The sequence below is a fragment of the Vibrio sp. TBV020 genome, assembly GCF_046056895.1.
Lineage (GTDB): Bacteria > Pseudomonadota > Gammaproteobacteria > Enterobacterales > Vibrionaceae > Vibrio.
The window spans coordinates 2,171,044-2,192,554 of the sequence record NZ_JBEEAQ010000003.1; the positions used below are offsets into that span (position 1 = coordinate 2,171,044).

At 42.8% G+C, this 21,511-nt stretch carries 19 protein-coding genes; 5 read left to right on the top strand and 14 right to left on the bottom strand.

The genetic code is table 11. From position 1 onward, the window contains the following. Positions 1 to 73 precede the first annotated feature (73 nt). From AAFX28_RS17925 to AAFX28_RS17975, 11 genes are all read right to left on the bottom strand, one after another. Positions 74 to 1,336 carry an imelysin family protein gene (locus AAFX28_RS17925; protein ID WP_408689682.1) on the bottom strand — a complete coding sequence of 421 codons (1,263 nt, stop codon included), beginning with the start codon at positions 1,334 to 1,336 and terminating at the stop codon, positions 74 to 76. 167 nt (positions 1,337 to 1,503) lie between these two features. Further along, a complete protein-coding gene (gene ribA, locus AAFX28_RS17930) occupies positions 1,504 to 2,100 on the bottom strand; it encodes a GTP cyclohydrolase II (protein ID WP_408690897.1) in 597 nt (198 codons plus the stop codon). A gap of 204 nt (positions 2,101 to 2,304) precedes the next feature. Continuing rightward, positions 2,305 to 2,478, bottom strand: coding sequence for a hypothetical protein (locus AAFX28_RS17935; RefSeq protein WP_408689683.1), 174 nt, complete (start codon positions 2,476 to 2,478; stop codon positions 2,305 to 2,307). A gap of 310 nt (positions 2,479 to 2,788) precedes the next feature. Next, a complete protein-coding gene (locus tag AAFX28_RS17940) occupies positions 2,789 to 3,262 on the bottom strand; it encodes a DUF2947 domain-containing protein (RefSeq protein WP_408689684.1) in 474 nt (157 codons plus the stop codon). Positions 3,263 to 3,281: 19 nt separating this feature from the next. Then, a complete protein-coding gene (locus AAFX28_RS17945; RefSeq protein ID WP_408689685.1) occupies positions 3,282 to 3,869 on the bottom strand; it encodes an HD domain-containing protein in 588 nt (195 codons plus the stop codon). Between the two features lies 1 nt (position 3,870). Then, positions 3,871 to 4,449, bottom strand: a complete 579-nt coding sequence (gene rimJ, locus AAFX28_RS17950; protein WP_408689686.1) for a ribosomal protein S5-alanine N-acetyltransferase — start codon at positions 4,447 to 4,449, stop codon at positions 3,871 to 3,873. Then, complete coding sequence (gene tyrR, locus AAFX28_RS17955) at positions 4,450 to 5,994, bottom strand: transcriptional regulator TyrR (protein WP_408689687.1); 1,545 nt, start codon at positions 5,992 to 5,994, stop codon at positions 4,450 to 4,452. Positions 5,995 to 6,094: 100 nt separating this feature from the next. After that, positions 6,095 to 7,141, bottom strand: a complete 1,047-nt coding sequence (locus AAFX28_RS17960) for a YcjF family protein (protein ID WP_408689688.1) — start codon at positions 7,139 to 7,141, stop codon at positions 6,095 to 6,097. Continuing rightward, positions 7,138 to 8,514 carry a YcjX family protein gene (locus tag AAFX28_RS17965; RefSeq protein ID WP_408689689.1) on the bottom strand — a complete coding sequence of 459 codons (1,377 nt, stop codon included), beginning with the start codon at positions 8,512 to 8,514 and terminating at the stop codon, positions 7,138 to 7,140. Before AAFX28_RS17965 ends, AAFX28_RS17960 begins: the two co-directional genes overlap by 4 nt. Positions 8,515 to 8,631: 117 nt before the next feature. Next, positions 8,632 to 8,817 carry a hypothetical protein gene (locus AAFX28_RS17970; protein WP_408689690.1) on the bottom strand — a complete coding sequence of 62 codons (186 nt, stop codon included), beginning with the start codon at positions 8,815 to 8,817 and terminating at the stop codon, positions 8,632 to 8,634. 131 nt (positions 8,818 to 8,948) lie between these two features. Then, the gene (locus AAFX28_RS17975; RefSeq protein ID WP_408689691.1) at positions 8,949 to 10,466 is read right to left on the bottom strand and encodes a fumarate hydratase; all 1,518 of its coding nucleotides are present in this window, start codon (positions 10,464 to 10,466) and stop codon (positions 8,949 to 8,951) included. Between the two features lie 170 nt (positions 10,467 to 10,636). Between AAFX28_RS17975 and pabB the strand changes: the two genes are divergently transcribed. Continuing rightward, on the top strand, positions 10,637 to 12,004 hold the full coding sequence (pabB, locus tag AAFX28_RS17980) for an aminodeoxychorismate synthase component 1 (RefSeq protein WP_408689693.1): 1,368 nt from the start codon (positions 10,637 to 10,639) through the stop codon (positions 12,002 to 12,004). Between the two features lie 36 nt (positions 12,005 to 12,040). Here the strand turns inward: pabB and AAFX28_RS17985 are convergent, their stop codons facing one another. Together AAFX28_RS17985 and AAFX28_RS17990 are read right to left on the bottom strand one after the other, a co-directional pair. Continuing rightward, the gene (locus AAFX28_RS17985; RefSeq protein WP_408689694.1) at positions 12,041 to 13,738 is read right to left on the bottom strand and encodes an ATP-binding protein; all 1,698 of its coding nucleotides are present in this window, start codon (positions 13,736 to 13,738) and stop codon (positions 12,041 to 12,043) included. Between the two features lie 5 nt (positions 13,739 to 13,743). Further along, on the bottom strand, positions 13,744 to 14,286 hold the full coding sequence (locus tag AAFX28_RS17990) for a heme NO-binding domain-containing protein (RefSeq protein WP_408689696.1): 543 nt from the start codon (positions 14,284 to 14,286) through the stop codon (positions 13,744 to 13,746). A gap of 85 nt (positions 14,287 to 14,371) precedes the next feature. On the opposite strand from AAFX28_RS17990, the gene AAFX28_RS17995 reads away from it, so the two are divergent. From AAFX28_RS17995 to AAFX28_RS18010, 4 genes are all read left to right on the top strand, one after another. Next, positions 14,372 to 14,980 carry a CoA pyrophosphatase gene (locus AAFX28_RS17995; RefSeq protein WP_408689698.1) on the top strand — a complete coding sequence of 203 codons (609 nt, stop codon included), beginning with the start codon at positions 14,372 to 14,374 and terminating at the stop codon, positions 14,978 to 14,980. Positions 14,981 to 15,270: 290 nt separating this feature from the next. Continuing rightward, a complete protein-coding gene (locus AAFX28_RS18000; RefSeq protein WP_408689700.1) occupies positions 15,271 to 16,524 on the top strand; it encodes an aromatic amino acid transport family protein in 1,254 nt (417 codons plus the stop codon). A 96-nt stretch (positions 16,525 to 16,620) separates the two neighbouring features. Beyond that, the gene (locus AAFX28_RS18005) at positions 16,621 to 17,982 is read left to right on the top strand and encodes an L-serine ammonia-lyase (protein WP_053438100.1); all 1,362 of its coding nucleotides are present in this window, start codon (positions 16,621 to 16,623) and stop codon (positions 17,980 to 17,982) included. Between the two features lie 208 nt (positions 17,983 to 18,190). Next, positions 18,191 to 19,915 carry an EAL domain-containing protein gene (locus AAFX28_RS18010; protein ID WP_408689702.1) on the top strand — a complete coding sequence of 575 codons (1,725 nt, stop codon included), beginning with the start codon at positions 18,191 to 18,193 and terminating at the stop codon, positions 19,913 to 19,915. A gap of 55 nt (positions 19,916 to 19,970) precedes the next feature. Here the strand turns inward: AAFX28_RS18010 and AAFX28_RS18015 are convergent, their stop codons facing one another. Further along, positions 19,971 to 21,125, bottom strand: a complete 1,155-nt coding sequence (locus AAFX28_RS18015) for an amino acid permease (RefSeq protein WP_408689704.1) — start codon at positions 21,123 to 21,125, stop codon at positions 19,971 to 19,973. Between the last annotated feature and the right edge of the window lie 386 nt (positions 21,126 to 21,511).

Genomic DNA, 21,511 nt, shown 5'->3' on the forward strand with positions numbered 1-21,511 from the left:
TTCTCAATGAACTGACGTGTAAAAAACGTCAAAAGGGCTCTAATGAGCCCTTTGTATTCGCACAAATTTTTAATTAAAACTCGTGGTCCGCTGTGTCTGGGTTTAGGCTGTTGATACCAACAATCTTCGCCGCACGTTCGATTTGAGCGGTCTGAGCAACCAGTGACATGATTGTCTCATTCACTAGAGCATTACCTTGAGTGTTACCCGCAGCAATAAGTTGATCGAAGAACTGACCATTTTTCTCTGCTGAAGTCACTAGTTGACCAACTTGAGAACGTGTTACATCGAACTGCTTTTGGATTTCAGCTGCTGCTTTCTTGTCTTGTTGAGCAACTAAGTCATGAATGCTAGGACCAGACAGTAGTGTGCCATCTTCACGTTTGTACAGACCTGTATATACGTTGTATATGCCCTGCTCGTTGTAGTAGTGAGAGTTGTGCGTGTTATCAGAGAAACAATCGTGCTCATCTTCTGTAGAGTTAGCTTCTAGAGCCACTTTCATACGCTCACCCGCAAGTTCACCTAGAGAAAGTGAACCCATGCCAAATAGCATTTTGCGTAGACCGTTGTCTGCAGAGTCGTTTAGAAGTTCTTCACGGTAGTTACCTTTAACATCTGCTGACCACTGGTTTTCCATCCACTCAAGGTCTTGTACAAGCAATTCAGCCGCTGCTTTCAAGAACTCACCACGACGGTCACAGTTACCGTTTGTACATTCAGCACCAACAACAAAGTCAGTGTATGCACGTTGGCCAGCGCCAGCGTTTGTACCATTTAGATCTTGGCCCCATAGTAGGAACTCAATTGCGTGGTAACCAGACGCAACGTTTGCTTCAGAACCACCAACTTCATTTAGGTCAGCGATTAACTCTGGAGTAATTTTTGCCACATCTAGTTTTGACGCACCAATAGTTAGTTGAGTGTTTGCAACAATATTTGCGTTCGCACCTTCATTGCCTAGCTCATATTGGTAGTCTGCAGAAACATAGTCGATTAGACCTTCATCAAGTGGCCAAGCGTTTAACTGTCCTTCCCAATCATCAACAACCGCGTTACCAAAACGGAATACTTCAGACTGTTGGTAAGGTACGCGTGAAGCAAGCCACACTTGTTTTACTTCTTCGAACTTTGCTGCAGTTGGGTTTGCAAGAAAAGATTCGATTGAAGCATCAAGCGCTTGTGCTGTCGTTAAAGAATCAGCGAATACTGCGTGAGCCACATCCGCGTAATGCTCAACAACTTGATCTTTTGTTACGTTTGCTGCGAAAGCAGAGCTGCTTGCAATCAGAAGTGAAGCTGCGACAGATTGAGCTAATAGGGTTTTAACATTCATTGAAAAGCATCCTTGTTGAGCTTAATAGTTATCTTGTATTGCTAGTGCTAATTATTCTCATTTGCACCATTAGTTGCGAATAATACAAACTTACAATTTTTTTGCAACCCAGAAACGAAAAAGCCTCACAAAAGTGAGGCTTTTATCAACATAGACTTTTCAAGGTGTTAGATATCGAGGCTGTGCTTTCCGTGCGAAACTTTTGCTTTCAAATAGCCTTCGTTGCCATCTTTAACGTGTGCAGACGTATTGACAACTTCCTCGATCTGTATTCCATACTCTTTAAGATCGTTAATCTTTTTTGGGTTATTAGTCACTAAGCGAATACGTTCAGCACCCAATGCTTTAAGCATTTCAGCCGCCTCAGTAAAGTCACGCAGATCATCACCAAAACCTAAATGATTATTTGCTTCGTAGGTATTCATACCTTCGCTTTGAAGCTTGTAGGCATCAATTTTGTTGTACAAGCCAATGCCTCGGCCTTCTTGTCTTAAATATAAGATGATCCCACCCGATTCACCCATACGGTTGATCGTTTCATCAAGCTGCTCGCCGCAATCACAACGGGATGAATGAAATACGTCACCTGTTAGACACTCAGAATGCATTCGAACAAGCGGTGCTTCTTGATTTATATCGGCTTTCTTAAATATTACTGCGACGTGTTCTTTTTCTGTTTTCAGTCCGTGAAAAGAGAGTAACTCCGCATCGATGTTACTTTTTGCACCTACTTTGAAGTCTACTCTGGCTCTTACTTCCGCCATATTTTTACTCACTTGAATCTCTATGTTTTCTTATCTAGTGTGGAATTTATCAAAATCTTCCACCTTGGAACTAACTATGGGGATTCTTACACTAGAATTCAACGGCTAGTTAGAAATTGTTATAATATAACATTTCTAGCTTAGGGCAATAAAAAACCCCACTAAGAATTTGTGAGGCTTAAGATTTGGTCTAGATGTGAACGGCTAGTCTTGCTGTTTTTTCCAAACAGACAATTCAATCCACAACGTTTCTAACTCTCGAAGCTCTTCATCGCTTAATAGTGAAAGCGAAGGCTTTGTCTGAGGCAGAGCATAAGCCTGAAAAGCACTAATGTGTGCATAAAAGTCCGAACGTAATTGAGATATATTTAAGTTCACTGCTCTTCCCTAAGACAAATTGATTGCTTAAAACTGCTCATTGGATGTAACCATTCTTAAAAATGATAACAAATCATAATTTATATGCAAATAAATCGCTCAAAATTTGAGGTTATTCCCAATATTTATTGCAATCACATCCCTTATACTTCAGTGGATTAGAGGATCAAAAATGATCTTTAATCTGAACTTAAGTTGATCTTCAGTGAGTGAAGAGTTATGCAATCTAAGCGCCGATGTATAATGGTAGAAAAGAGCCGAAATAGCTCACTATTTAAAAATTGAAAAGCAGCCATTTGGCCGCTTTATATTAATTTCTGATTCCTAGCTTCACATTTCCTTTGCTATCAAACCAAAGGGCTTCTTTTCGACGGCGTCCAATTAGGATTGGGCCATCATCGTAAAACAGGAAGTTCTTCCAATGCTTCTTGAATGTTGCCCATTTTGTTTCAATGACATTATATTTTTCGTAACAGAAATATACCGTTACGTCATCTTGCCAATCAATAAATGAAAGAATTTCTTCCGGCATTCCCGCATCATCATCTTCCCAAGCTGCCATCCAATCTACTGTTTCTTTCCAGTTAGACTCTTTCATTGGCCAGTCCGACGAACTGAAACGATCAGCATCAGGGCTTTGCGCACTGATATTTTCTTGCCACAACTGTGATGCTCTTGCTTGTGTCATTGGCTTAATCGCATCTAAGTCAGCCTCTGGGACTGGCATAGATTGATGAGTGAAAATCCATTTTCTTTGGTATTCATCCAAAGTTAAATACGACATTTATTAACCTCTTAAAGCCTTATGCTTTTAGCCAGCCATTGTTGGTGGCTTCTTCAATAATCTGTTGTGCTTTATCCCACAGCACTTGTGAGCCAAACTGAATTTTTTGATTCACACTTAACGCTTGCTCTCTCGAAACACCATGCTCTTGCCAACTTTGGCCTTGGTTATGGAAATTCAGCAACATAGGGATAATACGATCGAGTGCTTTGGCAAATTTTGCATCAGCACTGCTCGCCGACTCAAATTCTAGCCATAGCTCTAGTAGCTCATTACCTTGATCTTGTGGGAGCATTCCAAAAAGACGGTGTGCTGCTTTTAGCTCTTTCTCTTCTTGTTCCGCTGATGCCGCGGTGTCATAAACGAATGTGTCGCCCGCATCAATTTCAACAATATCGTGAAGAAGGAGCATTTTCACAACACGTGTAATATCAACAGGGTCATTGGCATGTTCTTCCATAAGAATGGCCATAAGGGCGACATGCCAGCTGTGCTCTGCACTGTTTTCTAGTCTCTTCTCCGCACTCTTAACCCGAGTACGTCGCAGCACTGCTTTAAGACGATCCAGCTCCATTAATAACGTAAGTTGTTTTTCGAGCCTCTCCACGTTAGACATCCTCCCAGTTTGGGTTAACCAATGACGTGAGGTTGTGATCTTCCCATTGTCCATTGATCAATAGATACTTTTCAGCAAACCCTTCTTTTTGAAACCCTACACGCTCAAGTACTTGTTCACTTCGCTTATTACGTGGCATGTAGCTTGCCATAATTCTGTGCATATTTTGGATTTCAAACATATAGCTTACCGCTAGCTTAACCGCCCGCGTCATCACCCCACGACCTTGCGCACTGTCCGCTAACGAATAACCGAGGTTACAGGCATGAAACGGGAATCGAGATAAGTTGCTGAATGAGACCGTGCCCAACATCTCTTTGCTTTCTCTATGCAAAATGAGAATGTAGTAGCCAAGTCCCATTCGATGCAGTTCGTTTAGTTTGACTAAGCGCTGAGTCCAACCTGATTCGGTATAGAAAGCATCTTCTCGCTTCGGCTCCCACTCTTTTAGGTGGGCACGATTGGTTTTGAAGTAGTTTGAGATTAACTTCCCATCCGTTGGCTCTGCGGTACGGATGACAATATCCCCTTCTACTTCATAAACCTGAGTGGGTGTACTGACTCTTTCCATTTAGTTTTTACGAATTCCATATTCTCTGAGTTTATTCGCTACCGAAGTGTGCGAAACGTTTAGTCGCTTAGCGAGCTTACGGCTTGAAGGGAAAGACTGATACAAGCGATCAAGTACCTGTGATTCATACTCTTTCATGATCTCATCTAAAGAACCATCAAGACTCAACACTGGACCATTAGTGCTCGGTGTATCAAGTTGAGGAAGGTGGAAGAGATCTGCCGTTAATTCATCACTTTCGAGCTCAGTCAAAGCGCGCAGAACCATATTCTCTAGCTGACGCATATTGCCCGGCCATTGGTAGCTCACCAATTGATCAACCAAACTATCAGCGATTCTTGGCTTAGCGATCCCAAGTTGCGAGACATACTTAGAGATAAACAGCTCAAGCAATGGGGTGATATCATTCGAGCGTTCACGCAATGGCGGGATTTGTAATGTCAGAACATTTAGGCGATAGAACAAATCTTCACGGAATGAACCCGACTCGGCAAGGTCCGCCAAGTGGTGACGAGTCGATGCGATAACGCGTACATCAACGTGAAATTCATCTTCTTCACCCACACGACGGAAACGACCATCTTGGAGCAAACGCAGCAGTTTAATTTGCAGGTGTGGGCTCATTTCGCCGATTTCATCTAAGAAAACCGTGCCACCATTTGCTTGCTCGAAAATGCCTTTATGCCCCTGCTCGTGGTTAAACGAACCTGGCGCATGACCAAACAGTTCTGTTTCCGCAACGTCATCAGGCATCGACGCACAACTCAGCACTAGGAAAGGATTCGCTGCACGGTGAGAGCGATTGTGACATGCACGGGCTAACATCTCTTTGCCCGTTCCGGTCTCACCTTGAATCAATAATGGCTGATCGAGCATGGACAGTTTTTTCGCTTGGCTCATTAATGCCTTATGACGGTTAGAAGCACCAACGAAATGTTCAAAACCTAAGTTATTGTGCAGAGGGAGTGAATCATCAAATAGAGGCTTCTCTTGAACCGAGCGAATGATCATCACCGTGCTTGCTAACACCGACTCTTTCGCTTCATTGGTAATATAGACCGGCATGATTTCCATCATGTAGTCTAACCCACGAATCACAATCTCTTCACGCTGACGAGTGATGTTGCCTTCCGCCCATTTGGCGAAATTGAAACTAGGTAATAGCGTGGTGATTTGGTGGCCGATCATCTCGCTCTCTTCACTTGCAAACAGTGAAAGTGCAGCATGGTTTGCCATATCAACATGACCTTTGAGGTCAATAGCTAATACTGGTTCAGGAAGGTTGTTTAGAAGCGATATGAGCTCATTGTTGTGACGCTCAATAGGCATGAATTGAATTTTCCGAACATCTTTAACCCCTGTGATACGGCGAATTTCAGCCATAAGCTCACTAAAGGTATCAAAGTCGATATCCGGACAATTGAGGTAAATAATCCCTGTGATATCAATTTCGATACCACGGAGATCAATGTTCTTTGAAGCAAGAATATCGAGCAGTTCACGAGTCAGACCAAGTCTGTCTTCACAGAAAACTTCTAAGCGCACAAATGAGTCCCTAACTTAGGTGTCACGAAAAGTTGACAGTAGTTTCTCTTAAGCCTAGATCCTCGTCAAGCAAACTGATATTACTTGCTTCACATTCGCGCTATTTGATTGTTATTGCGGCGACTTTTTCTACAATCTGCTTGCGGATTGCACCTAGTTTTACTTGACGATCTTTATACCAAGGAATAGGACGAAGTAGCGACATCGCTTTCAGTCCAAGTCTTGCAGTTAGAATACCAACGCCTAACCCCTGCCCTGCTCGTGCTGATACTTTTCCAGCAAGGTCCATCGACATAAGATCCATACTCGCATCTACAGCTAACTCACTCGCACCCGCAGCGGCCATGTTTATCAATGTAGCTTTAAACAACTTCAGTCTCGACCAGTAGCCCAGCTCAACACCATAGATATCCGCTAAACTATCAATCATTTTAAAGTTTCGCCAAGCCACCAATAGCATGTCAGCTACCGCCAATGGGCTGATTGCCACCAGTGCCGCTGACTCAGTTGCATGCTGAGAGACGACCTTAGTTGCGGCTTTATCTTGTTCAGCGATCACCATAGAGTCATACATATCCAGTATCTCAGCATCGCTGTGCGACGTATTGATACTGTTTAACCAGCGATCGTAGCTCGGAGATTCACGTTTGATACCCGACTCTTTGGCAATGGATTCACAAAATGCCTTTCCTTTACCAACACTATCAGAATGAATAAGTGATTCACTTTGTTCTTGGACGCTAAAGTGATTGCGCAGCCTGCGAAGTTTAAACAACTCCTTTCCAATCGCACCAATACCCATGAGTGACAGTGTAGCTATAAAACCCGCCCAGCCTAGAGATAACCAGTCCGCGGTTTGTACTGCAGTCACAACACTGTCTATCGCTTGCCAACCGACAAGGCCAGAAAATGCAGTAATAAGCCCTGTGGCTAGCCATTTAGAACCTGTTTTGGGGCGAATTACCTGAGTTAGATTCTCTTCTAGCGCTGTTTCGTCATCAATTTCTACACTAACAGGAATAAACTTTTCCGGTTCTGCGAACTGCATTTGTGCGGTGAGTTCTGGTTGCTCTGCTTCATTTGGAGAATCAAATGATTCATTGAAGACCTGTTTTTGCTTCAACGTCGTTGTGTCTCTTTCTGTCATTTCAGCTTGTCTCCAATCAAATACTCTAACGCTTTATCCATACGAATATGTGGTACAGGGTCATCTTGTGAACCTTCCTTTGGTCTAAACCCCGTAAATTCAAACCCTTGGTCTTGCCAGTAATCTTGTGCTGGCAGTTTCTTTGGTACTTCTCCAGGGAATACGGTCAACGGCAGTTCATCCATTGTTGTTCCCTGCAATGCTGGATAAGACTCATCGCCTTTACTAATAAAGCCAGTTTGGGTCGCTTGCATTGACGCTATGGTCATACAGCTCATCTCAATGTTTTCATAGGAGGCAGTTTGCCAAGCGGGGTGAACCATTTGCTGAAGCAACGAAACCAAATTGGTGTGCTGCTCAGGCGTCACGTGATCCGCTTTAGTCGCTGCAAATAATATTTTGTCGATTCTTGGCGCAAACAATCGCTTTAATAGATTGCTGCGGCCATATCGAAAACTATGCATAATTTGCTCTAATGCATGTCGCATATCATGAAACGACTCATATCCAGCATTCAGTGGTTGAAGGCAATCCACCAGCACGATTTGTCGATCAAACGTCGAGAAGTGGTGCTTATAGAATGCTTTGACTACTTTCTGCTGATACTCATGATAACGCGCCTTTAGCATTGCCAAATTCGACTCTTTCGCCACTTTTTCGCCTGCCTTTATTTGGCATGGGAAAAATTGTAGTACTGGCGCACCTTCCAACTCACCAGGCAACACAAAGCGACCGGGCTGAACCCAATGTAGCCCTTCGCGTTTACACTCATACAGAAAATCTGTGTAGCTTTGCGCGACATCAGCTAAGACCTTTTCATTTAAGGGCAGGGATAAGTCGAGGTCCTCAAGCTTATCTAACCAAGGCTGTGCCAATTCTTTACGCTTCCCTTTAAGAGCTTCAAATTGACTTTGCGACCATTGCTCAAAGTCCATATCAAGAAGAGGAAGGTCAAGTAACCATTCACCGGGATAATCAATAATATCGATATGTACCGTTGACGTGCTCCCAAACAACTTTTTGGTTTTTTTCTTTGGTTTATATTTTAGTGCTAGGCGTATTTCGCTGACATCTTTGGTTGGCTCAGGCCATTTTGGCGGAGTAGAATGTACATGCTCCATCGCTTCGTCATACGCAAATCGTGGAACCATCATGTTCGTTTGAGGTTCACGCTTTGCCCCCACCAAACGCTTCTCTCTTGAAGCGACGAAAAGGGGTAAATTCTCATGAGTAGAAGTATGAAGTAGCTGGTTTACTAAGGAGCTAATAAATGCAGTCTTACCTGCTCTAGAAAGCCCAGTCACAGCAATGCGCACATGAGAATCCATACTGCGGCTAATTAAATCATTTACTTCTTGAGTAATTTGCTTCATTCACGATCTCTTTTCATTCAATTCGATATCAGCTTAACGAAGTTAATATTAATCTTATATGAACAAAAAAGCCTCCGATAAAATCAGAGGCTTAGCAGAAATTAGAGCGAATAATCGCTAATCGTCTTCTATCAATTTATAGATAACAAACAGTGCGATTTCTAGTAGACCAACCAGCACACAGGTAATAGTGACGTATTTCTCATCAAAGATACTGATGCCATGAAGAATAAGGTCGTAACCGACGAAGGCACCTACTACCACTGCAATGATAAGCTGTAGGATTTGAATAAAACGAGGCATTGCCACTCCTGACGTATAGTTTTACGAATATATGATTATATAAACAAAAGGTGCAGCTTGGGCTCCACCTTTGTCAAATATTCATCAATTAAATCAGCGATTTCTCACAAGTTTTACAAACTATTTAAAGATTACGCTTCCATCTCTTGGATTTTCACTTTCCAAGTGTCTGGACCGATTTGGTGAGCGTTAGCGCCTGTTGAATCAACCGCGACAGTAACCGGCATATCTTCGACTTCAAACTCGTAGATTGCTTCCATACCTAGGTCTTCAAATGCAACAACACGTGCTTTCTTAATCGCTTTAGCAACTAGGTAAGCCGCACCGCCGACCGCCATTAGGTAAACTGCTTTGTGCTTTTTGATCGATTCTACCGTTGCAGGACCACGTTCCGCTTTACCAATCATACCCATAATGCCAGTTTCGTCTAACATCATGTCAGTAAACTTATCCATACGTGTCGATGTCGTCGGGCCTGCCGGACCAACCGCTTCATCTCCAACTGCGTCAACAGGGCCAACGTAGTAAATAAACTTACCTTTGAAGTCGACACCTTCAGGAAGGCCTTCACCATTCTGAAGCATGGTTTGAATACGCTTATGCGCTGCGTCACGACCGGTAAGAATCTTACCTGAAAGCAGAACGGTTTCACCCGTCTTCCACTGTTCAACATCAGCTTGCGTTACTTCATCTAGGTTTACACGGCGTGTATTCGCACCTGCTTCCCATGTGATATCTGGCCACTCTTCTAGCTTAGGTGGTGTTAAGTCCGCTGGACCTGTGCCATCGAGGGTGAAATGTACGTGACGTGTTGCTGCACAGTTTGGAATTAGACAAACTGGCTTAGAAGCCGCGTGTGTTGGCGCTGTTTTGATCTTCACATCAACAACAGTTGTTAAACCGCCTAAGCCTTGCGCACCAATACCTAGTTTATTTACGCGATTGAAGATGTCTAAACGAAGCTCTTCTTCAGCATTTTCTGGACCACGATCGATAAGCTCTTGAATATCGATATGTTCCATTAGAGATTCTTTTGCAAGTACTGCTGCTTTTTCCGCAGTACCACCGATACCTATACCCAGCATGCCTGGTGGACACCAACCAGCACCCATCGTAGGTAGCGTTTTTTCAACCCACTCTGCTACATCATCAGAGGGGTTTAGCATCACCATTTTGGTTTTGTTTTCACTACCGCCGCCTTTTGCAGCGATTTGAATTTCGACTTTATCGCCCGGCACCATATTAATGTGCACAACCGCTGGAGTATTATCTTTAGTGTTAATACGCTTACCAGCAGGATCCATTAGGACAGAAGCTCGAAGAGGATTGTCCGGGTTGGTATAAGCTTGGCGAACACCCTCATCAACCATTTGTTGAACGGTCAGTTCCGTAGAGTCCCACTGAACTCCCATACCCACATTGACAAAACACGTCACAATACCCGTATCTTGACAGATCGGACGGTGTCCTTCTGCTGACATACGAGAGTTAATTAAGATTTGAGCAATCGCATCTTTTGCAGCTTGGCTCTCTTCACGGTGATAGGCTTTCTCTAGGGCTTGAACAAAGTCTAATGGGTGGTAGTAAGAAATGTATTGAAGCGCATCAGCAACACTGCTGATCACATCCTGCTGGCGAATTACGGTCATTGCATGCCTCGTTATATTTATGCTTCCTTTTTGCAGCCGTACACAATCGTTTGCTTATCGGTTGTTATAATTGCAAAACACTGATGTAGCGACCTTTGATAGCATTATGATACTCTTGCTTTCCTCAACACGCCACGTAATCAACGATCTCTTTGTCACAAATTAAACAAATGAATAACATCACGCCAAATTGCTTAGAAATCAAACCGATCTGTTATCAGCCAGACCTTGCGGTTCAACACTTTGCTAACATTGAATCATTACCTTGGGCAATGTTATTGCGTTCGCCGTCTGATACTCATATCGACAGCCGTTTTGACATTTTGGTCGCACAACCTATCGCTACGATTACCACGGTTGGAGAAGAAAGCCATTTGGTCACACCAAACGAAGCATCAGTATCAAAAGGCAATCCTTTCGACTTAATCAAGCAAGTTCAATCTGAGTGCTTACCAGACCTAGATTACGATGGTGACCTACCCTTTGTTGGTGGAGCGTTAGGTTACTTCTCTTATGACTTAGGGCGACGCGTAGAACGCATGCCAGATCTGGCTCAGCGCGACTTACAAACTCCAGATATGGCAGTCGGCATTTATAATTGGGCGATGATTGTTGACCATAAGGAAAAACAGGCGTTTGTTGTCGGTGAACAAGTCGAATCCAACTGGGCTTGGTTATTAGAGCAAAAACCAATGGATTCCACTGCGTTTTCACTCACCAGTGAATGGCAATCCAACATGACAAAGCAGAGCTACAGTGACAAATTTTCACAAGTGCAAGAATATTTGCGTAGTGGTGACTGCTACCAAATTAATTTGGCTCAGCGCTTTAAAGCTCGGTATCAAGGTAGCGAGTGGCAAGCATACCAAAAATTAGAAAATGTAAACCAAGGTCCTTTTTCTGCATTTATTCGCACCGATAAAGGCGCAATTTTGAGTGTCTCTCCAGAGCGTTTCTTACAAGTTAAAGATCGTGAAATAGAAACGAAACCGATAAAAGGTACTCGCCCGCGTAGTGAAGATAAGATACTTGATCAACAAGCTGCGTACGATTTAGCGAATGCAGAGAAAGATCAGGCAGAGAACCTAATGATCGTGGACTTGCTGCGGAATGATGTCGGTCGTGTTGCCAAACCAGGTACTGTTCATGTACCCAAGCTATTTGATATTGAAAGCTTCCCAGCCGTGCACCACTTGGTGAGTACCATTAGAGCGAAACTTGATACAGGTTATTCTCCAGCCGATTTATTGTGCGCTTCTTTTCCTGGAGGATCGATTACTGGCGCACCCAAAATCCGCGCAATGGAAATCATTGAAGAATTGGAACCACACCGCCGCAATGCATATTGTGGAAGCATTGGCTATATCAGCCGACATGGAAGAATGGACACTAGCATTACGATTCGCACGCTTGTAGCTGAACAAGGGTCAATGCATGTCTGGGCAGGTGGTGGCTTAGTCGCCGACAGCCAATGTGATGCAGAATATCAAGAAACACTCGATAAGCTTAGCCGTATTTTACCGGTACTTTCTGCGTAGGACATTAATATAGATGCAAAGGGCTTGCTTATATGGTCAGGCCCATTTTTCTAGCATTAAACGGAGATCTTTCGCTGTGTAGGGTTTCGTCAAGATATCGTCCATCCCACACTCAATACATTTTTCTCTTTCTTCTAACGTTGTACCTGCGGTTAACGCAATGATAGGCAATCGATATTCTTGTTCTCGAAGATAAGCTGTCGCCTCAAATCCATCCATCTCAGGCATACGACAATCCATAAAAACTAAATCATAGCTATTGTCCGCGATCGATTTTATCGCTTCGATACCGTTGTTCGCGATATCTGGTGAAATCGACATTTTCTTAAGCATCTGGTTAATGATGACCTGATTCATTCGTATATCATCAACGACCAAAATCGATAGTTCCTCTACCGGCTTATATCTAACTTCGTTCTCTTTATTAGGGCTGTTTAACTCGACTTTCGACACAACTTTTAAGGGAATCATTATATCGAAGCGACTACCCTTGCCTACCTCACTTTTAAGCGAAATAGTTCCAGACATCAGCTCGATTAAGTTTTTACAAATAGCTAAGCCTAGCCCCGTTCCTTCAAAATGACGTTTGGCGGTTCTATCAGCTTGGACAAATGGCGTAAAGAGCTCTTTTTGAGCCTCTTTCGTAATCCCAACTCCAGTATCACTTACTGATACGAGAAGACTGTCGTTCTCCCACGTTGTGGTCACCAACACACAACCTTCAACGGTAAATTTCACCGCGTTGCCCACTAAGTTCACAAGGATTTGCCCTAGGCGCTCAAAATCCCCAATAAAACCCGCTGGAAGATGACCGTATTCTTCAATTGAAAACTCCAATCCTTTTTCTCTAGCTTTGGGTTCGAAGATCCCATTAACCATATCACGTAAATCAGACCATTGGAATTGCGAAGGAATCAACTCCATCATTCCAGCGTTCATCTTACTGAAATCTAAAATATCGTTGATAATATGGCGCAGAAGGTCGCCAGAATGCGTTAGGTTGGTCAGCAGTGTTCGCTGTTCTTCATCAAGCTGAGTGCTATCGAGTAACTCAGCACTACCGAGTAATCCATTTAAGGGAGTTCGGAGCTCATGATTTATCATCGCAACAAACTCTTTCGTTGAGCGCTCTGACTCTTCGGCTCTTGCTCGAGCATCTTGGTGGTTTTTTACTATGATTTGTCGGCTTAATGCACTACAAAGTAGTTCTCCCACTAACAGCACTTGGCTCTCTACAAAATCTCGACTGATCCCTTCCTCATTAACCAACACCGCCAAAACACCGACAACTTTATGCTCTACTTCTATCGGCAGTTCTAAAACATTTTCTCTCCATGTTGCGTAAGGCTTTACGCTAGAAAGGTCTGAGCCCATATTGCTGCCAAATTCAGAACCTATAACACTCGAAAGCAGTTTTTCCTCAATTAATAGGTGGGCCTTTTCAAGCGCAGAAGAAGATTCTAATCGTTCGATTAAACTTGATATAAGTCCATCATCAAGAGTTCGACTGAGAAAGGCTCGGCCAAAGTGTATCAACGCTTCATTTATCTGCTGCTCGAACTCGAGTTTATTCAGGTCTTGATGGTTCTGGCGCTTAAGTTGGCTTAATACCAACTCTAAATGCTGATTGGCTTCATACAGCTCTAAGCTTTTGCGCTCAAGCAGTGTCTCCGCTTCCTTTCTCGCAGCGATTTCTCTTGCTAACTTGCGTTCAAGGGCTGAATCATTTGCCATCTAGTTTACCCTACTAAATTAACGGTAAAACGCACTTTGCTTCCGTCCGAGGAAACAGTATTCATAGATGTAGATAGCTTTTCATCAAAAAACTCAGCACACCCCTCTAGTAGACCTAAACAAACATGAGACATACAACGGGCGCTAACATAATCGAAGATCATTTCTGTCTCAGATTCAGAGACGAAATCAAAAGAAGGTGGATTGGCTTCTGGATAGAGTTTCTTTACTTCAATATGGATGTAATCTTCGACTAACTTAATAAATTGAAACGACGTTTTACACGCTTGTAGACTATTATTATCAGGTAAGGTGTTATAAAGATTATTAAAAACAGATTGGCCGAACACGCGCTGTAACTCTTCAGGGGATATTCCAGAATGTTTGCTTAGCTGAACGATAAGTTTCACTAGATTACGGTGATCATAACTACCGACAGCGGTATAAACACCAGAATCACCAGTATTTTCAAGCAAACTGTCGAGCACTTCTAGACCGAACTTTTGCTCAACTAGGTCCATGAACTCGGTAAAGATAATCCCTTTCATAGGTAGCGCCATCCTTGCGTTAACTAAAATCACTACAAAGCATGGGCCATATTCTGAACTTTTACAAATAGAAACAGGAGCTAACGTGTTGTCAGAGCTAAATAAAAACCATCTCATTCAACGTTTTCAGCTACATCAGACTGTGGACTATCATCAAGAAGCGCTTAAACGAGTCTCACATTTGAATCAGAGCAACCTGCGTAAAGCATCTGTACTTATCGGTTTTGTCGAACGGCCGCACGGTCTACATGTCATTTTTACCAAGCGAGCACGTCACCTGAAACACCATCCAGGCCAAGTCAGCTTTCCCGGTGGAAAATTTGAACCGACGGACTTTGATCTGTCTGAAACTGCGCTGAGGGAAACATATGAAGAGGTAGGGATACAAAAAGAGAAGATCACCATTTTTGGTCAAATGCCGGAACTAGTGACCGTCAGTAAGTTCACAGTGACACCGTTTTTGGCCTTTATCGCTTCAGATTACAAAACCGTGATTGATAAAAATGAGGTCGATGAGATATTTGAAGTACCCGCTGACATTGTTCTTGATAAGCAAAAATTACATAGTCAGAAATTTCAGATTAATAATTTTTCACATCGTGTGTTTGGGTTGTCATACAAACAACACTTTATTTGGGGTATGACAGCGCAAATCATCGACGCAATGCAGAAACATATTATGCATCAATGTTAATAAAATTACACATTGTACAAATCCCGTTCACATTAGCTAAATTGTTTATCAATAAGGCAAACGATTACTTAAAACACCATCGAAACTTTTTTAACCACACATTAGATAAACTAATATCAAGGATTAGCATAAATCACTAGTAGCACATCATTTTCGTGACCAAAAACGCCTTTTTGACATATCATATTATAACTCGCATCAATTCATGATTTAGATCTAGTTTTGAAGTGAGAAATTTATGCAAAATTGCACCTGACTTATTTCCTGTTCCCAAAAATGAGTATCACAAAATGAATACTACAACTTCTGCGGCTACGTCCGCACAATCGTCTAGTAAGTTTACTTACAAAGACTTCACTTGGTGTCTATCACTATTCGGTACTGCTGTAGGTGCTGGCGTACTTTTCCTTCCAATTAAAGCGGGTGCTGGCGGTTTCTGGCCATTAGTTATCCTTGCTCTAATTGCTGCTCCAATGACTTGGTTTGCACATAAATCTCTAGCGCGTTTTGTACTGTCTGCGAAAAACCCAGATGCGGATATTACTGACACTGTAGAAGAGCACTTCGGTAAGACTGGCGCAAACATCATCACTTTTGCATACTTCTTCGCTATCTACCCAATCGTTCTAATCTACGGCGTAGGTATTACAAACACAGTTGACTCTTTCCTAGTTAACCAAATGGGCATGGAATCTATCCCACGCTGGCTACTATCTGGCGCGCTAATCGCTGCTATGACTGCGGGTGTTGTATTTGGTAAAGAACTAATGCTAAAAGCGACATCTGCATTGGTTTACCCACTAGTTGCAATCCTACTAGCGCTATCATTCTACCTAATTCCTGATTGGAACGGTTCAATGATGTCTGTTGCACCAGACTGGTCTTCTATGCCTTCTGTTGTTTGGCTAGCAATTCCAATCATCGTATTCTCATTCAACCACAGCCCAGTAATCTCTCAGTTCTCTAAAGAGCAACGTCGTGTACACGGTGACAACGCAGTTAAGAAAACTGACGCTATCACTGGTGGCGCAGCAATGATGCTAATGGGCTTCGTAATGTTCTTCGTATTCTCTGTAGTGCTTTCATTGTCTCCAGAGCAGCTAGCAATGGCTAAAGAGCAAAACATCTCTGTTCTTTCTTACCTAGCGAACGTTCACGAATCTCCACTGATCTCTTACATGGGTCCTCTAGTTGCTTTCGCAGCAATCACTTCAAGCTACTTTGGTCACTTCCTAGGTGCTCATGAAGGTCTAGTTGGTCTTGTGAAGTCTCGCTCTAACACTTCTGTAAGCAAGATTGAAAAAGCGTCTCTAATCTTCATCGTTATCACAACTTGGATTGTAGCGATTGTTAACCCAAGCATCCTAGGTATGATTGAAACAATGGGTGCGCCAATGATTGCAGCTATTCTATTCCTAATGCCTGTGTTCGCAATGCAGAAAGTTCCAGCAATGGCTAAGTACAAAACTTCAGCACCTGTACAGATTTTCACAGCTCTTTGTGGTATTGCGGCAATTACTTCTGTAATCTACGGCGCTCTTTAATCTAGTCACTTTTATAAAGTCTGATTAAACCAAGAATATAACGATAATAATAAGCCTCCCTATCCCCTTGGGAGGCTTACTTCTGAGGTAATCGATATGATTAGTGTTTTTGACATCTATAAGATCGGCGTTGGTCCTTCAAGCTCACACACTGTTGGCCCAATGAAAGCGGGTAAAGAATTTATTGATGATTTACGTTCAATGGGAAAATTGCGCGACATCACTAAAATTACCGTTGACGTATATGGATCACTATCACTGACAGGGAAAGGTCACCACACTGATATCGCTATCATCATGGGTCTTGCTGGCAATACCCCTGAGAAAGTAGATATCGACTCTATTCCGGGCTTCATCGCTCGTGTAGAAGAAACAGAACGCCTTCCTGTTGGCATGCACTGTCACACAGTATCGTTTCCAAAAGATGGTGGTATGAACTTCCATACTACTAACCTTGAGTTGCACGAAAATGGTATGCAGATCCACGCTTGGATCGGCGACGAAAAAGAATACTCAAAAACCTATTACTCAATCGGCGGTGGCTTCATCGTTGATGAAGAACACTTCGGCAAAGAAGAAGAAAATCCAATCAAATCTCCTTACGAATTCACAACGGCTGAAGAGCTAGTGAACCAATGTAAAGAGAACGGCCTTTCTATCAGCACGCTAGTTATGAAAAACCAGGCGGCGCTGCACTCTGACGAAGAATCTCGCACTTACTTTGCGAACATCTGGAAGACGATGCGTGAATGTATGGACCGAGGTATGAATACTGAAGGTATTCTTCCTGGGCCTCTACGCGTGCCTCGCCGTGCAGCAGCACTTCGCCAGCAATTGCTTACTTCAGAGAAGACAACAAACGATCCTATGTCTGTTGTTGACTGGGTAAACATGTTTGCGTTTGCGGTTAACGAAGAGAACGCAGCAGGTGGTCGTGTGGTTACTGCACCAACGAACGGTGCTTGTGGCATTATTCCTGCGGTTCTTGCGTACTACGATAAGTTCATTCAAACCGTGACTGAAAAAGACTACATCCGTTACTTTGCAGCGTCAGGTGCAATCGGTGGTCTGTACAAGCGTAACGCTTCTATCTCTGGTGCAGAGGTAGGCTGTCAGGGTGAAGTTGGTGTAGCGTGTTCTATGGCCGCGGCTGGTCTTGCTGAGCTTATGGGTGGTAGCCCTGAGCAAGTATGTATGGCTGCTGAAATCGCGATGGAGCACAACCTAGGTCTAACCTGTGACCCAGTTGCAGGTCAAGTACAAGTTCCATGTATCGAACGTAATGGTATTGCTGCAGTTAAAGCTATCAACTCAACTCGTATGGCTCTACGTCGTTCTTCTGCTCCTACTGTGTCACTAGATAAAGTTATAGAAACTATGCTAGAGACAGGTAAAGACATGAACGCAAAATACCGCGAAACGTCTCAAGGTGGTCTAGCAGTTAAAGTTATCTGCTAAAGATTGTCGTATTAAAAAAGCCCGAGCAATGCTCGGGCTTTTTGTTTTTCTACTCGCCCAATTTCCACAAGGCGAAAATGGTTATTTGTAAATAAATGTGATTTTTATAATTTATCCAAATAATCAAGATATGTCGCTCGAATATCGCATACGCTCTGTAACTATATTGATACCTTATGTTACACCTTAATTCTGGAGCGTTTAACACATGTTTAGGTTTGAACTTGGAAACCAAGTCTGCGTTTGCTTATCTGAAAAAAGCCTTTCTCTTAAGCTCAACGAATCCATAGAGTCCTCAATTGCGATTAATCAAATTGAGTATTTTGTCCTAAGCACTATCGCTGCATTCGGCAGCATTAATACACCTATAAGTCAGAGAAATATCGAAAAAAAGTTATCCTCGCAATACCAAATAAAACTGCCTGAAAATGGTTTTAAGAATACAGTTGCCTCATTAAGAAAAAAGTTTCGCCAATTAACTGCCGGTAAAATCGAAACAAACAAATCATTGATAGAAAATGTCAATCGCAAGGGCTACTTCGTTCCATTTGATAACCAGCATGTGCAGAAAGATGGGTTACTTCAACGCGAACGTATAACCAAGCAAGCATCTCATAGCGTAGTAACTGCGCTTAGCATCTGTCTAAATAACCGCGCGCTTTACGTAAACCTCTTATTTTTCACCATATTGACTATAGTGCTATACCTTTTTGTCTGCCTTTACACTATCAGCTCTATCGTTCGTCAAAACTATTTTGAAGGGGCAATCGTGTTTGCCGAAGAACTCTCGCAATATAGTTGTTTCGAGCAAGAGAAGTTACTGCGTGGTCTATTTGACGAAGCCCAGTTAGTTGAATCAGCGCTCATGACCGATAAACACAATGTGCGCTGTCTAGTTACTCCAGAAACCGTTGAACCAGTCAATGTCACAGATAGAGGGGATTGGCTTGAGAACTTAAACTACACCTACCATTCCTTTAATCACGGTGGGGCTCAGGTGTTAGTCAGAGTCAAAGATATAAACGTTCAAAACAGTGTCGAAAATCATATGTCTCGTTTATTTCTTTCTGGGATGAAAGTATGTACTAACATGGGGGAAGCGCTTGAGATTGGGGATACTCACGGTCAGTTACTACTGCGTGAGGGTGACAGTGAAGAGTACCAAGCAATCTATTATGTATCTAAACCACTCACCAACGTCCTAGTTATGACGTTGCTGTTGCTGGTTTTTATGCGTCATAAGCCGCTCCGAGCGTTTGTTTCCTATTTATGGGCGATTAGAAGCTTTAACCTTAAATTAGAACCGATCCATAACACTTCCAATAATCAAAATATCCACTATGAGGTACTCTCCCGCTTCAAGGTAAAGAATACAGCACAATTTATTGAAACCCTGATTGCCAATGGTTTGCTAATCAATCATACGTTACTCATCATTAAACTCCTCTACGGTAAAAGCTCATCGTTATTGGCCCCTCTGAGTATTAACATCTGTCCTTCGTTACTAGAAGGCCGTAACTTCACGCAGCTGTATAGCCAATTTAGTAAGCTAGATTGTTCAATGCTCACTATCGAACTGACCGAAAACGCCTCAATGAATTACAATCAGGCTATCTTCGATAACATCACCCAGCTCAAAAAACTAGGGTGCAAAGTGAGTATTGATGACTTTGGCACGGGCAATAACAATGTCGAGCTTATTGGCCACGTAGCGCCAAATTATCTAAAAATCGACAGATTATTTGTTATGGGTTTGAAGGAAGATGACAAGAAAGTTGAGACACTACGCCAATTAATAGCGATTGGTCACACTCATCACTGCACAGTGATTGTAGAGGGTGTTGAAACTGCAGATTGTGCCCATTTACTTACAACTCTTGGAGCGCATATTCACCAAGGATATTACTACCCGTTAGAGCATGACCAACAATGAATGGTCAGATGGACAAAATACAGCCTTCTTGAGCGAAGGCTGTATAAGTATCAATTTAGATAACTTGAGAAGCGAGCAAGAACCCACCAAAAGCCAAACCAAACATCATCATTACATTGCCGCCTTCTGCAGCGTAGCGCTCTGCTAACGTATTCGCTAGACGAACCTTATACACCATCGCCAGTGGCACAAATACCGCAAGAAATACCAGAATAATGCCTGCGTAAGCCAGCACCGACAAGAATTGGTCTGCAGCTAAAATAGCCCCCACCAGCGGCAGCACAAAGGTCAGAACATACGTCACTAAGCGGTTTTGCTTAAACATATCTTTGTTTTGGTCAAATAGAGACATAGCCACACCAAAGAAAGACGTTAACAGCGCTAGACCCGTGAACAAAGATAAGAAAGCGCTGACCCACGGAGCGTCATGCTCAAAGCCAGACATCAACTCAGAGACGCTTGAGAACTGCGTCAGTTTATCCGCAGGTAGATTACCGACCACCGCAAATAACCAGCACAAGTAACACACCAATGGAATAATCGAACCAATGATTACCATATTGCGAAGCTGTTTATCACTTGCTTCTGTGTTGTATGACACAAGGCTCGGGATCACGACCATAAATCCAAAACTTGTGAACAAAACTGCACTGGTTTTAATTAGACCAACATGGTCATGGTTGCCAACTTGCCCAAGGTTTTCTAACGAGAAGGTAGGAAGAAGCACTGTCAGCGTCATCAGCAAGCTAACAAGCATAACAAAGAACAGTAGTCTATTTAGCTTATCAATCACCCCAGTACCACATGCAACAACAGCACCAGATACCAAAGTAAAGAGCACCTGGCTTTGCGTAAAGGTGATTGTGATACCAACAGCACTTGCCGCTTGAATCAATAGATCCGCAGCCCCTAAGATGTAAGCCATCAGTAAGCAAATAAGCAGTGCGTACAACAAACCGTTCGTCAGTAGTTGACCACCCTTCCCTAACGTTTTTCTTGCAATTGAGTTCAGACCTAAACCGCCGCCTGATTTGATTGTAGCTTCTAGTAATAACAGAGCGGAGTATGTGGTTCCAAACCAGATCAACAGCATTAATAACGTGCCATACATCAAGCCAAACTGAGCCAGAACCATAGGAATTGCAAGCATACCAGCACCTAGAGCGGTGCCCGAAATAATAAGGGAGCTACCCAATAATTTTGTGTTCATTTTCTTTAAAACCGTAATATTTAAAATAATTTAGACGTGCGAAAGCACAAACGTATTTGTTCTAGATGGAATCAATACGAGAAATAAAATCGAGAAAATGAACGTGGCTGTAGAAAAGCCGAGTTTGGGTACTGAGAGGAGGTAATAGAAGTAGAGAGGTTACGATGAGCCGAAGTCACGGCGTGTGGTGACCCTTCCGTTGGCTCCAAGATTGGAGAAGTAATTTTGAAAAGCATTTAGGTGTCCTAATGTAAAAGACATTCCTTTGGGGCTCATAACGCTTCCTGCGTTACGTTATCTCGAAATGAGATAAAACCATCTTATCGACTAACGCGCTGATTGCAATGGCCTAACTTTTAAATGGTCAAAGTTCCATCAAACTATCT

Bases quoted from the DNA above. Each gene is read 5' to 3' on its own strand.
- AAFX28_RS17970 (WP_408689690.1), bottom strand. From the start codon at position 8,817: ATGCCTCGTTTTATTCAAATCCTACAGCTTATCATTGCAGTGGTAGTA.
- AAFX28_RS17985 (WP_408689694.1), bottom strand. From the start codon at position 13,738: ATGGCAAATGATTCAGCCCTTGAACGCAAGTTAGCAAGAGAAATCGCT.
- AAFX28_RS18010 (WP_408689702.1), top strand. From the start codon at position 18,191: ATGTTTAGGTTTGAACTTGGAAACCAAGTCTGCGTTTGCTTATCTGAA.
- AAFX28_RS17975 (WP_408689691.1), bottom strand. From the start codon at position 10,466: ATGACCGTAATTCGCCAGCAGGATGTGATCAGCAGTGTTGCTGATGCG.
- AAFX28_RS17960 (WP_408689688.1), bottom strand. From the start codon at position 7,141: ATGACAGAAAGAGACACAACGACGTTGAAGCAAAAACAGGTCTTCAAT.
- AAFX28_RS18000 (WP_408689700.1), top strand. From the start codon at position 15,271: ATGAATACTACAACTTCTGCGGCTACGTCCGCACAATCGTCTAGTAAG.
- AAFX28_RS18005 (WP_053438100.1), top strand. From the start codon at position 16,621: ATGATTAGTGTTTTTGACATCTATAAGATCGGCGTTGGTCCTTCAAGC.
- AAFX28_RS17925 (WP_408689682.1), bottom strand. From the start codon at position 1,336: ATGAATGTTAAAACCCTATTAGCTCAATCTGTCGCAGCTTCACTTCTG.
- rimJ (WP_408689686.1), bottom strand. From the start codon at position 4,449: ATGGAAAGAGTCAGTACACCCACTCAGGTTTATGAAGTAGAAGGGGAT.
- ribA (WP_408690897.1), bottom strand. From the start codon at position 2,100: ATGGCGGAAGTAAGAGCCAGAGTAGACTTCAAAGTAGGTGCAAAAAGT.
- AAFX28_RS17965 (WP_408689689.1), bottom strand. From the start codon at position 8,514: ATGAAGCAAATTACTCAAGAAGTAAATGATTTAATTAGCCGCAGTATG.
- AAFX28_RS17940 (WP_408689684.1), bottom strand. From the start codon at position 3,262: ATGTCGTATTTAACTTTGGATGAATACCAAAGAAAATGGATTTTCACT.
- pabB (WP_408689693.1), top strand. From the start codon at position 10,637: ATGAATAACATCACGCCAAATTGCTTAGAAATCAAACCGATCTGTTAT.
- AAFX28_RS18015 (WP_408689704.1), bottom strand. From the start codon at position 21,125: ATGAACACAAAATTATTGGGTAGCTCCCTTATTATTTCGGGCACCGCT.
- AAFX28_RS17990 (WP_408689696.1), bottom strand. From the start codon at position 14,286: ATGAAAGGGATTATCTTTACCGAGTTCATGGACCTAGTTGAGCAAAAG.